Genomic DNA, 14,069 nt, shown 5'->3' on the forward strand with positions numbered 1-14,069 from the left:
CCCTTTTTATATATACGTAGCTGGAGTAAGGTTTTCCATTTGTGAAACTAATTTCGAGCTGCTACCTAATTTAATTAGTTGTCTTTTACTCCATATACTTCTTTATGTATTCTCTTTTTGATTGTTTCAAAATCCTTTTCACAATCCAATTCTCCGTGTACCATTAAATACATGGGCAGAAAATCATCTCCGGGCTTGTAAGGAGGTTGGCTATAGTCTTTTTCCCACAGCGTAAAGCCTTGACGTTGATAAAAGCTGATACGTCGTTTTGCCATTTCCTCTATCGGACGTTCTACTTCCAATACGATCGGGCGTTTCAAATAATTGCATAAGTATTCCAGCGTGCGTTTTCCATAGCCTCCATTTCGCAGGGCAGGATTGGTTGCAAAGTGTTCTACATAGTAGAAACTGTCAAAATCCCAATAGGTAATGAAGCCGACTGGCAGGTCATCATCAAAGATGATGTTATTATGAAAGTTGCCCGTACGATCAGTGTACTCGCGCAGTTGTTCCAACTGACGGTACTCTTCCGGTGGAAACGAATCAATTAGAAGCTCTTCCATGAATTTGTAATGTTGCAGATCCGACGTACTAATTGGTTGAAGTCTAATCATGAGGTTTGGGTTTTAAGTTTGACAATAATATAATTGTATTCCATTAAGGAACATAAAATTCAATCATTCGACGGATGGCACGTTGACAAACCGGACAAAACTCCGGATATTCGTTTGTTTTCATGCGACAGTCATAAGCCGGACGATAAATGCCTTTGGCAGAGTAGCCACCTCCTTCATATACTCCTACGGGATATTTCTTTTTTTCAGCAATGGGGGTCGGGATCGGGGTACCTGACGGAAGCATATCTTTCCATTTGGAAGCGAAGTTCACACGTGTTGAAATATTCTGTTCCCATGGTTCGACATCCAGCGGATAAGTATCTGTCATCACATCATCATCATAGAAATATTCGTCAGCTAATCCACCGAAACTGTGTCCGAATTCGTGCACGACTACCGGCTTGAACATCGGGTGATGGGCCGTGGTCAGCGTATACGAATTGTATATTCCTCCACCACCATATACATCCGTGTTAGCCAGGATAATGATATGTTCGTAGGGGATGCCTGCCAATGCATTATGGATAGACTTTACCCGGCTGGTAGTCAGATAACGGTCTGAGTAAAAAGTATCGAAATGGGAGTGAACCGCCGTTTGTTTCCACTGATTTTCACGGGGAACACTGACACCACTGTCCGTAGAAGGACTGGCTACGGCAACAATATTAAATTTACCCTTCATGGAGCGGAACGGCTCATACGAAAACAAACTTTCGCAGGTACGTTGGGCATCCTGGTAGAAAATATCCATTTCTTTTTCTGTGTATCCTTCTGCAAGGATGGCAACATCTATGCAGTCTTTTTCGTTACCACTTTGAAGCATATACCGATGCGGAGTGACATGTGATACCCCCCGTTTATGAATCAATATATCATCCGGACGCACGATATGTTTATAGGTAGCCAATCTTCTTTTTCGCGGAGAATATAAAGTGACTTCTACCTCCACAGGCTGTTTAGGATAAGGAAGAAGGAAAGTATTCTCAAATCCTTTGGCTGTTTCTTTAGCTTCGTCTGTGGACAGCCACTCTTGAAACAAAGAAGAGAATGACGTTTTGTAGATACACTGTTTGCTGGCAAGGTCTTTCACTATAATTTGTCCGTTGCCTTCCAATGGAAGTTCCGAAAGATGATGTTGACGTCCTGCCCAGGTAGGAAGTTGTGATAGCTCATCCAGATAAATAGCCTGTTGTGTAGCATCCCCGGTAAAGATATAATCCACTCGCAATGTTTTGTTCTGAAAATAATCAGCAAAATTCTGTGCATAACTTCCTATAGAAGTACAGAAACACAGAATAATACAGCAAATATGTTTCATATTAATGGTATATTTATGTTTTTCGCAAAGGTACGAACTATTGTTGACTTATCCGCTTTCTGCAAATAAAAGTAATAGATTATAGTATTTGTTGTCGAAAAATCGCTAACTTTGCATAAAAGATTCATTGATAAAAACAATTTGATTCAAAAATGGGACATCATCAATTAGATGCTTTAGATGAGCAAATTCTGAAACTGATTGCAGGGAATGCGCGTATTCCTTTTTTGGAAGTAGCACGAGCATGTAATGTTTCCGGCGCTGCAATCCATCAGCGTATTCAGAAGCTTACTAATTTAGGTATATTAAAAGGTTCGGAATATGTCATCGACCCCGAGAAAATCGGATATGAGACTTGCGCTTATATTGGTATATATCTGAAAGATCCCGAATCCTTTGATTCGGTAACAAAAGCTTTAGAAGCTATCCCCGAAGTGGTGGAATGTCATTTCACTACCGGAAAATACGATATGTTTATCAAAATTTACGCAAAGAATAACCATCACTTATTGAGTATTATTCACGATAAGTTACAACCATTGGGTTTGGCGCGTACCGAGACATTAATCTCCTTCCATGAAGCCATTAAGCGGCAGATGCCAATCATGGTCGACATAGAAGATGAAGATTAATCGTTATTTTCTCACGTAATCAACAAAAGCATAGGAGCAGAGATGTTTCTCATCCGCAGGATGAGCTTCTCTGCTTTTTTCTTGCCACATCTCTGGCGATACTTCCGGAAAATAGGCGTCGGCTTCGGGAGTCATATCATCTATTTCTGTCAGGCAAAGTTCGTCAGCGAAAGAAAGAGCCTGCTGATAAATACTTGCTCCTCCTATAATATAAATGTGTTCCTCCTCTTTACAACTTTGCAAAGCTGCTTCGAGTGAAGGGAAAACTTCCGCACCGGGACATTCTGTAGCCGGGTTGGAAGATAAAACGATGTTTCTGCGATTGGGTAATGCGCCTTTCGGTAGTGACTCGAAAGTTTTGCGTCCCATCAGTATGGTGTTTCCGGTAGTTAATGCTTTGAAACGTTTCAAATCATTGGGTAACCAGAAAAGAAGTTTGTTCTCGAAGCCGATAGCCATACGGCGGTCTACGGCAGCAATGATAGATATTTTACTCATAAAGTTACACGGCTACTGCTCCCGCAATATGCGGATGCGGGTCATAGTTCACTAATTCAAAGTCCTCAAATTTGAAGTCGAAGATACTTTTCACATCCGGATTGATCTTCATTTGTGGCAATGGACGAGGTTCACGTGATAATTGGAGCTTCACTTGTTCCAAGTGGTTCAGGTAGATATGCGCATCACCGAAGGTATGAACAAAATCTCCGGCTTTCAGTCCCGTCACTTGTGCCATCATTTGCAGCAATAATGCGTATGATGCAATATTAAAAGGAACACCCAGAAAAATATCTGCACTGCGTTGATACAGTTGCAGGCTCAACCGTCCGTCTGCTACATAAAACTGAAAGAAAGCATGGCAGGGAGGCAAATTCATATTATTCAAATCTGCTACGTTCCAGGCGCTTACAATGATACGGCGTGAATCCGGATTATGTTTGATTGTTTCCACCACTTCACTGATCTGGTCGATAAATCCACCGTTATAGTCAGGCCATGAACGCCATTGATAACCATAAACATGTCCTAAGTCGCCGTTCTCATCCGCCCATTCGTTCCAGATGCGCACTCCATGTTCCTGAAGATATTTCACATTAGTATCACCTTGCAGAAACCAAAGTAATTCGTATATGATTGATTTCAGATGTAGTTTCTTGGTTGTCAGGCACGGGAAACCGTCATCAAGATTAAAACGCATTTGGTGACCGAAAACGCTGATGGTTCCGGTTCCGGTACGGTCACTTTTTTCTGTACCTTCGGTTAGTACACGATTGAGTAAATCCAGGTATTGTTTCATAATGAATAAGTTGTGGTGAAAATGATTCTCCGCACAAAATTACAAAAATGGAGTGAATAAATTAGCAAACCAGCCGACGAACTTCTTCCACGGGGAGCGCTTTTTCCAGAATTCAGGCGTTAGTTGCGTGCAATGCTCGATATCGTTCCGGAACATTGTATTTAATTCACCCGTTATTTTGGTATCAAAGATAAAGGCATTTGTTTCGTAATCATAGCGCAAGCTGCGGCTGTTCAGGTTGGCAGTGCCAACTGTACAGAACAAATCATCCACCATCATTATTTTAGAGTGATGAAATCCACCGTTATACATATAGACAGTAGCTCCTCTTTTCATCAGTTTGTGCAACTTATAAAGTGCGGCATCCGGAGTAAACGGGATATCGGAGGCAGAAGAAACCATGATTGTAACATTTACGCCTCGGTCGATTGTCCGATTCAACGCCTTTTTGATAGAAGAAGTCGGTACAAAATAAGGATTGACGATATGAACATTCTTTTGGGCCGAATAGATGCTCATGGCATAAGCGTGGCTTAACATACGGCTATTCTTTTTCGGGGTACGGTCTACGATTGCTACCACAATATTCGTACTGTCCGTTTGTTCCTCATGTTGGGGGAAATAAGCGGCTCCACCTACATTCTGCTTGGTTTCCTTATTCCAGATCGTTAGGAATATCTCCTGCAGATCATTGACGGCATCCCCTTCAATGCGTGTGTGCATATCACGCCAGGTTCCGATTTTGGGTAGTCCGTTAATGTAGTAATCGGCGATATTCATACCACCGGTATAAGCCACTTTTCCATCGATGACAGCTATTTTCCGGTGATCGCGATGGGCGGCGTGATTGATATAAGGAAAAGTGAATGGATCGAACTTGACAATCTCGATTCCTTGTTCACGTATTTTCTTGAGATGTTTCTTTTTAAGTGGTTTGTTGTTCGACCAGTTTCCGAATGCATCGAACATAGCTCGTACTTCGACCCCTTCTTTCACTTTTTCGGCCAGCAGAGCAAATAAAGCATTGGCGATGGAGTCATTTCGGAAGTTGAAATATTCCAGATGGACGTGGTGTTTAGCTTCCCGGATGGCTTCAAACAAATCGATAAACTTCTCCCGTCCGCTTTTTAGCAGTTTTACCTTATTATTATCAGATATAGGGATTCCCGATTCTTGTAAATAACGTAGCACAAGGGAATCGCTGGTTAATCCGATTGAGTCCCTGGGATGTATCATCAGACTGTCGATGATACCTGCCTGAACACTCAATATAGGCAGGAACAGAAATAAAATAAATATACGTAATTTCAAAACTCTTCTCACTCTTTTAGTTTACAGAAGAACAAAGATACGATATCTAAGTTTGGGCTCCTTTGCTAACAAGGGCAAATTTATCATTCTTTAACGAAATAACTTCTTTCCAGGAGTTAATTATGCCATCGAAGCAACCTTTCGTGTAGCCATGAATAATAGTACAACAGCTGCGATAATAATTGACTTCGGATCAAGGCTTGAAGTGCCATGATTAATCATACCGATAAATACTTCTCTTATGGTTCCCCAAGTTGCTTCCAATCCGCCTAACCATACAAAAAGTGCGGCCGCCACAGTCATCACGAAAGCGCTCCAGATACGAGCCAGGCGATTACTACGATCGGGTAAGTGGTGCATGACACGGCGACTGAATCCGTTATCTGCTATTTCCTGCTTGTTTTCTGCGAAGAAATCGCGCAAGAGCTTATCATTGTCTATTTCTGTCATAACCGTTTTGTTTTAAATACGTTGCTAATTTTTCTTTCCCGCGTGACAGATGGCTTTTCACTGTCCCTGACGGTACTCCTACAATCCCTGCAATTTTGTCGATACTAATGTCCTCCATGTAGAACAACGTGATGCAGGTTCTTTCCACTTCTTTAAGCATTTTGAGCGACTGGTAGACATCCATTTTTTGCCCGATATTCTCCTGTTCGGTGCTGTTGATGGCGTCTATTTCTCTTGTATCCAAGTCGGCTGTCTCTTTCCGGCTGCGAATATAATCATAAAAAACATTATAAGCAATACGATACAGCCACGTAGAGAAACTTGACAAGTTCCGGAAAGAGGCAATGTTCGTATACGCTTTGATAAATGTATCTTGCGCAAGGTCGTCACTCAATTCGCTGTCGCCGCAAGTCAGGTTCAGGAAGAATCGCCGGATGGGCGACTGATACTCCTTCACCAACTGGTCAAAGGCCCTGGTGTTCTTGAACACCACGACCTGTGCGACTAACGATATATCATTGAGTTGGCTCATTTATTCTCGTCGTTCTTTTCTTCGTTTACTCCTTTGTCTTTCTCTTCGGATTCGGAAGGGATGATTTCGAAACTATCGGTTCTAACGTTATTCGGGTTCTTTTTTTCATCCTTATTACCCGTATACATCCGGGTAGCATTTGCGTCTTGAGTCTGTTGTTTACTACCGATAATCCATTGTCCGATACCCATGAATGTAACGAGTAAGCCGATAGCTCCAATTCCGAATTCGCCGGTGATTGCCCAGAGGAAGATGAAAAGACCGATACCCGTAAAGGTGTTCTTGATGCCTTGTGAACGCGAATCGACTGTTTTGTTTTCGCGGATAAACTCTGCCGGAAGCGGTTGGCCGGCAGCAAGTGCCTGTTCGGCAAGGCGATAACGTGCTTTCCGGTTTTTATAACGGAAGAAGAAGATTACAAATAGAATGAATACCGGAAATCCGAATACAGCAATGATTGCAATGATTGCTACCAGAATACCTCCGCCGGCACTAACATTGTGGAAGGGGAAATCGCTGTCATCCGAATCGAATGTGAAGCTGGCTTTGCCATGAGTGGTGCTAACATTACTTGAGTTTGCATTTACGTCTGCAGAATCAGCATCTGCTGTGTCTACACCAATCACTGTGACAGCAGTATTGTTCGTATTTGCTTTATTGTCTTTGGTCACAGTTACTTTTACTTTCCCGATGGAATCACGAACAACGGTGGTCTGGGCAACAGCCAGTGTGCAAGTGGTCAGTACAACCATCAATGCTAATAGAAAATTTTTCATATCAATAGTTTTTTAATTTATTTCTTTATCTGTTAGACGTAGTTAATATCATAGAAAGTTGCAAAGAGACGAAATATTTTTGATATTTGCGGAAATTAATAAACGAAAGATGGAATTACCTGCTTCTTTTATAGACTACACCCGCGCTCTATTGGGCGATGAAGAATACGACAAACTGGCTGTTGCCCTCCAACAGGAATCACCGGTTAGCATCCGGTTGAATCAATTGAAAATCAATCATTCTTTATCGGATAAAGTACCTTGGTCTTCCGAAGGATTCTATTTGGAGGAGCGTCTCACTTTCACGTTCGATCCCTTATTCCATGCAGGCTGTTATTATGTTCAGGAAGCTTCTTCCATGTTTGTGGAGCAGGTACTCCGGCAATATATCACGGGACCGGTGAAGATGTTGGATCTTTGTGCGGCTCCCGGTGGAAAATCGACTCATGCCCGTAGTGTACTTCCCGAAGGGAGCCTGTTGGTAGCCAATGAGGTAATCCGGAATCGTTCGCAGATTCTTGCTGAAAACCTGACGAAGTGGGGACATCCGGATGTGGTAGTGACCAATAATGATCCGGCAGATTTTTCGGCTTTACTCTCTTTCTTTGATGTGATTCTTACAGATGTTCCCTGTTCCGGTGAAGGTATGTTCCGTAAAGACCCGGTAGCTGTGGAAGAGTGGAGCCCCGAGAATGTGGAAATCTGTTGGCAGCGCCAGCGACGGATTATTGCAGATATCTGGGATGCGTTGAAGCCCGGAGGTATTCTTATATATAGTACGTGTACATTTAATACAAAAGAGGATGAAGAGAATGCACGTTGGATTCAACAAGAGTATGGGGGCGAACCATTAACTGTGCAGGTGCAGGAGAATTGGAATATAACAGGAGATCTTTTGTCAGATAAAGGGGATCATTCTAAATCTTCTATTCCCGTCTATCATTTTTTCCCTCATAAGACGAAAGGTGAAGGCTTTTTTCTGGTGGCTTTTCGTAAGCCGGAGACGGAAGAAGAGATCCCAGTATCTTCTTCCGCCAAAGAGAAAGCTTTCAAGAAGAAGGATAAGAAAGGAACAGCAGCATCTGCTCCTGTATCGAAAGAATATCTGAATATGGCTAAAAGTTGGTTGAATGATGAAAATTCGGACAAGTATATTTTATTGGCGGAAGGAACAAATATCCGAGCTTTCTCACAGTACTATACTAATGAATTGGCGACGATGAAACAAAGCCTGAAAATCGTGTCGGCAGGGATTGAAATAGGCGAAGTGAAAGGAAAGGATTTGATCCCTAACCATGCGTTGGCAATGTGTACCTCACTTTTATGCCGGGAAGCATTCGCTACGGAAGAAATAAGTTATGAACAGGCCATCACATATTTACGAAAAGAGGCCATTACCTTACCGGTAACAGCCCCTCGTGGATATGTTTTGCTTACTTATCGGCATATTCCTCTCGGATTTGTGAAGAACATCGGCAATCGTGCCAATAATCTTTATCCGCAAGAATGGCGCATCCGTAGTGGATACTTACCGGAAAATATACGCATCTTATCAGAATACGTTACTGATTAAGGCAGTATTCCCGCAGGTATTTCCTGTTGGGAAAGACTAAAGCTAAGCTGTCTGCCTTTTCCGATTTCTGTGCCTTCAGCTATTTCTTCCAGCGTGTAGGAAGGAGGAGGTGCAGGTGATGTCCGCGTTTCTCCAATGGGCGGAGTGTTCCAGTTCAGATTTAGGCTTTTATCCAACCGATGAAATAAGTATGAGTTTCCCCATATTATGAATTTATGATCGGAAACAGGTGTTGCCATATCTTCCGAAAAAGTGAGGGTTAGTGTCATTTTCTTATCGTCTCCTTCTTCTTTTTCCAGTTTGTAACTTCCTTGGGTTATTAATTCAAGTCCGGATGAAAAGGCGGTCTGTTCTCCTTGTTTGAAAAAATAAGCATCCCGTGCGTGGTTGTTAATCAGAAAAATGTCAGAAATACCGGGTAGAAGATTCGCATCTCCGTTGGGTAAGTTAGACAAGTAGCTGCGTAGCAACTCCATATTTTCGTAATTATCGACCACCTTGATTGGTAAAGTGCAGGTTTCTTGTGTGGCGTTGTCTGTTACTGTCAGATAAGTCGTTCCGGTGAGGATACCGGTTACATAAATCATACGTCCGGCAGGTACTCCACTCCAGCCAGTTTCAGTTCCGGCACTTGCGATGCGTGTGTCTTTCACTGCAAGTGAGTAGTCACCATTTCCGCTTTCCAGGCCGAGGTAACGTCTGCCACCCATAGGTACTTCGTATTCACTGTTGTAAAAACGCAGTGGATTGTCGTCATCATCTTTACAGCCACTTAGTAGCGTAAGGATGCAGCATAACATGAATAAATAGAAATGTTTAGGTCTCATAATTCAGATTTTATGTTCGTTGCAAATGTAATGTATTGTTTTGAAATATCCAGTCGGAATTTGAAGAAAAAGAGAGGAGATATATTTAGGCACGAATTACACGGATTAACACTGTTGCTTTATAGTTATGACAATACTAAAGACCGTGAATTCTGTGTAATCCGTGCCTAATTTATTATATAAACATACTTATATAACTTAAAAATAGAAATTAGTATGTTCAGCGTAACCCATACCTAAAGGGTTTTTATGTACTATTTATAGCTTGCTTTTGTAAATCCGTGCCATTGCCTTTTGGTACTGATTTTCCAATTGCAGATAATTTTGATGACTTTGATAGATCACCGATACTTCAACGAAGTACTCGATCATACTAATTTGTCCACCTGTCAAAGCTTGTTTCAGCAATGCCAAATCTTGTTGAGACTGGAAAGTCTTGCTATATTCTTCCATTGAAGCATGCAGCGTTTTCGCTTCCCGGTAAAGTTGTGCCAATTCAGATTCCACTTGCAGTGTAGCATTATCCTTTTGCAAGTCGATGTTGAGTGCCTGCGCTTTAGCAATTTTCACCTTATTCCGATTTTCGAAAAGCGGGAAGGAAAAGCCCACCACTACACCGTTGAAAGGTACACCAGTCTCTGTATTCCGACGGTAGCCGAGTTCCAGCTTCGGCAGCCACTGGGATTTATTGACAGCAATCTGTTTACGGGCAACGAGAGCCTCGTTGCCTAGTGCCATTAAGGTACGGTCTGTAGCCATGACTTCTGATTTCAACATTTGGTAATCGCTTGGGAACGGTATAGCCGGATATTGATTTTCTTCGAAAACCACCGGAATATTACCATTCAGCGTATTCAGTTCCTGCTGCTTATTGCGAAGTGCCGTTTCGTTCAGAGACGCTTCCGTTTTGACATTCAACAGTTCCAAGTTGATTTTATTGGTTTCGAGAGCATTTGCATCCCCTGTTTGGAGACGTTTGGCGTACATTTTAGCAAGTTCTTCCGCATTGCGGAGACGTTCCTCCAAAATATGCTTTTGCTGACGAAGCATGATAATGTCCAGGCAAAGTTCTTTTGCCTGTAACAGTTTCTCCTGACGAAAAACATCCGACTGACTGTCAAGAGTTCCGGCTTTCAGACGGTTTAACTTGTTACGTGTGGCGTATAAACTAGGGAAATCAAAACTTTGTGAAACAACCAGCTCACCGATTGTTTCGCTTTTATCTTTTGCTCCCCATAGATGCGCGTAAGAGAGAGTAGGATCAGGCAAGTTATTATCCGTTTTGGCTTCCAACTTCTGCGAGGTAATCAGTTGCTCGTTTGCCTGCAACTCCTTATTGTTCGTTTCGATATTCTTCAATACCTGTTCAATTCCGTTTTGGGCTTGCACTTCACCTATGGTTAAGAAAAGAAGTGCAGCGCTTATGGTCATGATTTGTTTCATTTCTAATTTCTTTATTTATTACAAGCTATTGTTGATAGATACTTTATGATAAGGCATCTATTTGTTTGACACCGAGGAACGACCCGTTCCTCACCGAGAAACACTTGTTTCCTCACCGGGGAACAATGGCTTTCTCACCGAGGAAAAATATCCCTCTCTACAGGCTTTTCTGGGCCTTTTTCCGATGCATCATCAGATAAACAATCGGAACGATAAAACCGTTCAAAAAAGTAGACGTTAATAATCCTCCTAGAATCACTTTTGCCATCGGACTTTGAATTTCGTTACCGGGCAAGTCGCCGGCAAGTGCCAATGGAATCAGTGCCAGTGCAGAAGATAATGCCGTCATTAAAATCGGATTCAGACGGTCGAGAGAACCTTGAATCACACTATCATATACATTCAAACCTTCTTCCTTTTGCAAATGATTGTAGTGGCTGATGAGCAACATACCGTTACGGGTCGCAATACCGAATAAGGAAATGAAACCGATGATAGCCGGAATGCTGACTTCCCCTGTTGTAATCACCAAGGCAAAGACACCACCGATCAATGCCAGCGGAAGATTCAGCAAAATAACCCCGGATTCTTTCACACTGCGGAACTCATTGTACAGCAACAGGAAGATAACCACGATACTGATAAATGAAGTCAACGCTAATGTCCGGCTGGCAGCCTGCTCGCTTTCAAACTGTCCACCATACTCGATATGATAACCTTCGGGTAATTGTACCGATGTGTCGATACGTTTCTGAATATCATTCACAACACTGCGCAAATCACGATCGGCCACATTGGCGGAAATGACAATTTTACGTTTCACATTCTCGCGGTTGATCGTATTCGGACCCATGGCCGATACCACTTCCGCTACATAGCTCAAAGGAACTTTGCGGCCGTCGTTCGTGTCTACCATCAGGTTACGGATTTTCTCTATTTCATCTCGGGCATCATCCTTCACTTTTACGATCAGGTCAAAACTCTTGCCTTGTTCATACACTTGTGAGATCACTTTTCCAGCCAAAGCTACATTCACATATTCCGAAAATTCCGGCAGGGTAATACCGAACTTAGCCAGCATTTCCCGTTTAGGCTGTATTTTCAGCTGCGGACGTTCAATCTGTTGTTCCACGTTCAGGTCGGCAACACCGGGAATGTCACTGATCGCTCCTTTGATTTGATTACCGAGTGAAAACATTTTATTCAGGTCATCACCGAATAATTTGATAGCAATATTCGCTTTCGTACCCGATAGCATTGCGTCGATACGGTGGCTGATCGGTTGTCCGATTTCTATGTTTGCTCCGGTGATCGTACCTAATTTTTCACGTACATCAGCTACCAGTTCACTGCGCGAGCGGTCTTTCAATTCGAACGGAGCTTCTATTTCAGAAACATTGACTCCTAACGCATGTTCATCCAATTCGGCACGTCCCGTTTTCCGGGCTACCGTTTGTATTTCGGGAATTGTCATCAATAACTCTTCGGCACGATGTCCCATTTTGTTGCTTTCTTCCAGCGAAATACCTGGCAGAGAACTGATATTGATAGTAAACGATCCTTCATTGAACGAAGGAAGGAAGCTGCGTCCAAGTGTGAAAAACACTCCGAGGGCAACTACAAAAAGTCCGATTGTACTTCCGAGAGTCACACGTTTATGTGCCAGTACCCAAGTCAGTGCTTTTTCATAAATCCCTTTCATCCAGCGGGCAACAGGAGCTTCTTTCAGTTCCTTGTTCGTCTTATTGCTTCCTAATAGATAAGAGCAGAGTACCGGAGTTAGTGTCAGGGCAACTATCGTAGACGCAAACAGGGCCACGATAAAAGCAACACCTAGTGGAACCAACATTCTGCCTTCCATGCCGCTCAAGAAAAATAACGGAACAAAACTGACTACGATAATCAACGTTGAATTAAGGATAGGCATGCGCACCTCTTTCGACGCATTGAATACCACTTCGAGCGTACTTAGTCTTTCTGCTTCCGCTTTCAGGCGGTTCTCCCGCAGTCGTTTATATACGTTTTCCACATCGACAATGGCGTCGTCTACCAATGAACCGATAGCTATCGCCATACCTCCAAGACTCATGGTGTTGATTGTCAGCCCCATGTAGTGTAAAGTCAGGATCGAAACGAGCAGGGAAAGAGGCAGTGTCACCAATGAGATCAGCGTAGTACGTACATTTGCCAGGAACAGGAAAAGCACGATGACAACGAAAATACCTCCTTCAAAGAGTGATTTTTTCACATTGCCGATGGAGCTTTCGATAAAGCGGCTTTGACGGAATATGTCCGTTGAAACTTTTACGTCCGGCGGCAGATTTTTCTGGAGGTCTTTCAGAGATGCTTCCAGTTTGTCCGTCAGTTCCAGTGTGCTGGTAGCCGGTTGCTTGGTAACAGTCATCAGGACGGCAGATTTGCCGCGTTCTGAAGCAGTACCCAGTTTCGGAGCCTTCGGGCCGATGGTTACGTTTGCAATATCTTCCAGCGTGACAGGGAAGTTATTCACTGTCTTTACTACCGCTTTGCCAAGTTGCTCTGTTTTCGAAGTGGAGAGTACACCACGTACAATATATTCATTTCCGAATTCATAGAGCACACCTCCATTGGCATTTAGGTTCATATCCTGTGTTACAGCCATCACTTCTCCCATCGAGATGCCGTAATGACGCATCCGTTCGGGATCTAGCTGAATCTGATATTCTTTGATATCTCCTCCGAGCACAGCCACTTGTGCCACTCCTCCGGTAGACAGCAGGCGTGGACGGATGGTCCAGTCCGCAATCGTGCGAAGATCGAGCATGGAAGTGGAGTCGGCAGTCAGACCGATGATGAGCATTTCGCCTAAGATAGAAGACTGTGGTCCAAGAGTCGGTTTGCCGACATTGACCGGCAGCGATTCGCTGACCACCGCTAATTTCTCACTAACAATCTGACGAGCGAGATAAATATCCGTTCCCCAATCAAATTCTACCCAAACAACGGAAAATCCGTTAGTAGAGGAAGAGCGGACACGGCGCACACCCGTAGCTCCGTTTACGGCAGTTTCAACAGGAAAAGTAACGAGCTGTTCAACTTCTTCCGCAGCCATACCGTTCGCTTCGGTCATGATTACTACCGTAGGTGCATTTAGGTCGGGGAATACGTCTACTTCCGTATGCATGGCGGTATACGTTCCCGCAATAAGCAGGAGGATGGCCGCACAAACTACCACCAGCCGGTTGTGTAGGGAGTAATGTATAATTTTATTAAGCATGATATTTCATTAATTGAGAGTTATAAAAAACTTGATG

General features: G+C 43.1%; 13 protein-coding genes. 2 read left to right on the top strand and 11 right to left on the bottom strand.

What is annotated here, in order from left to right; translation table 11 throughout:
* Positions 1-74: 74 nt before the first annotated feature.
* The gene (locus tag HMPREF9010_RS07200; protein WP_008650303.1) at positions 75-614 is read right to left on the bottom strand and encodes a GNAT family N-acetyltransferase; all 540 of its coding nucleotides are present in this window, start codon (positions 612-614) and stop codon (positions 75-77) included.
* Between the two features lie 43 nt (positions 615-657).
* On the bottom strand, positions 658-1,935 hold the full coding sequence (locus tag HMPREF9010_RS07195; RefSeq protein ID WP_008650304.1) for an IgA Peptidase M64: 1,278 nt from the start codon (positions 1,933-1,935) through the stop codon (positions 658-660).
* A gap of 152 nt (positions 1,936-2,087) precedes the next feature.
* Here HMPREF9010_RS07195 and HMPREF9010_RS07190 point away from each other — a divergent pair, with 152 nt between their 5' ends.
* The gene (locus HMPREF9010_RS07190) at positions 2,088-2,567 is read left to right on the top strand and encodes an Lrp/AsnC family transcriptional regulator (protein WP_004297952.1); all 480 of its coding nucleotides are present in this window, start codon (positions 2,088-2,090) and stop codon (positions 2,565-2,567) included.
* Between the two features lie 3 nt (positions 2,568-2,570).
* Here HMPREF9010_RS07190 and HMPREF9010_RS07185 read toward each other — a convergent pair whose 3' ends face one another.
* The 6 genes from HMPREF9010_RS07185 to HMPREF9010_RS07160 form a co-directional block, all read right to left on the bottom strand.
* Positions 2,571-3,065, bottom strand: coding sequence for a dihydrofolate reductase (locus HMPREF9010_RS07185; protein WP_004311692.1), 495 nt, complete (start codon positions 3,063-3,065; stop codon positions 2,571-2,573).
* 4 nt (positions 3,066-3,069) lie between these two features.
* On the bottom strand, positions 3,070-3,864 hold the full coding sequence (locus HMPREF9010_RS07180) for a thymidylate synthase (protein WP_004311691.1): 795 nt from the start codon (positions 3,862-3,864) through the stop codon (positions 3,070-3,072).
* Positions 3,865-3,903: 39 nt separating this feature from the next.
* Positions 3,904-5,175: a cardiolipin synthase gene (gene cls, locus HMPREF9010_RS07175; protein WP_004311690.1), complete on the bottom strand. Its 1,272-nt coding sequence runs from the start codon at positions 5,173-5,175 to the stop codon at positions 3,904-3,906.
* 120 nt (positions 5,176-5,295) lie between these two features.
* Positions 5,296-5,625 (bottom strand): DUF5056 domain-containing protein, encoded by a 330-nt coding sequence (locus tag HMPREF9010_RS07170; protein ID WP_004297958.1) that lies wholly within the window; start codon positions 5,623-5,625, stop codon positions 5,296-5,298.
* Complete coding sequence (locus tag HMPREF9010_RS07165; RefSeq protein ID WP_004297960.1) at positions 5,606-6,157, bottom strand: RNA polymerase sigma factor; 552 nt, start codon at positions 6,155-6,157, stop codon at positions 5,606-5,608. The genes HMPREF9010_RS07170 and HMPREF9010_RS07165 overlap by 20 nt, the downstream gene beginning before the upstream one ends.
* Positions 6,154-6,933, bottom strand: coding sequence for a DUF6249 domain-containing protein (locus tag HMPREF9010_RS07160; protein WP_004306807.1), 780 nt, complete (start codon positions 6,931-6,933; stop codon positions 6,154-6,156). The genes HMPREF9010_RS07165 and HMPREF9010_RS07160 overlap by 4 nt, the downstream gene beginning before the upstream one ends.
* Positions 6,934-7,042: 109 nt before the next feature.
* On the opposite strand from HMPREF9010_RS07160, the gene HMPREF9010_RS07155 reads away from it, so the two are divergent.
* Positions 7,043-8,506: a methyltransferase RsmF C-terminal domain-like protein gene (locus HMPREF9010_RS07155; RefSeq protein WP_032852834.1), complete on the top strand. Its 1,464-nt coding sequence runs from the start codon at positions 7,043-7,045 to the stop codon at positions 8,504-8,506.
* On the opposite strand, the gene HMPREF9010_RS07150 is transcribed toward HMPREF9010_RS07155, so the two are convergent.
* From HMPREF9010_RS07150 to HMPREF9010_RS07140, 3 genes are all read right to left on the bottom strand, one after another.
* Positions 8,503-9,333, bottom strand: coding sequence for a hypothetical protein (locus HMPREF9010_RS07150; protein ID WP_004321813.1), 831 nt, complete (start codon positions 9,331-9,333; stop codon positions 8,503-8,505). The genes HMPREF9010_RS07155 and HMPREF9010_RS07150 overlap by 4 nt on opposite strands.
* A 258-nt stretch (positions 9,334-9,591) precedes the next feature.
* Entirely contained in the window at positions 9,592-10,776 is a 1,185-nt protein-coding gene (locus HMPREF9010_RS07145; RefSeq protein ID WP_004311687.1) for a TolC family protein, read from the bottom strand.
* A gap of 157 nt (positions 10,777-10,933) precedes the next feature.
* Positions 10,934-14,032 carry an efflux RND transporter permease subunit gene (locus tag HMPREF9010_RS07140; RefSeq protein ID WP_008650311.1) on the bottom strand — a complete coding sequence of 1,033 codons (3,099 nt, stop codon included), beginning with the start codon at positions 14,030-14,032 and terminating at the stop codon, positions 10,934-10,936.
* Positions 14,033-14,069 lie beyond the last annotated feature (37 nt).

Source organism: Bacteroides sp. 3_1_23, from assembly GCF_000162555.1.
Lineage (GTDB): Bacteria > Bacteroidota > Bacteroidia > Bacteroidales > Bacteroidaceae > Bacteroides > Bacteroides ovatus.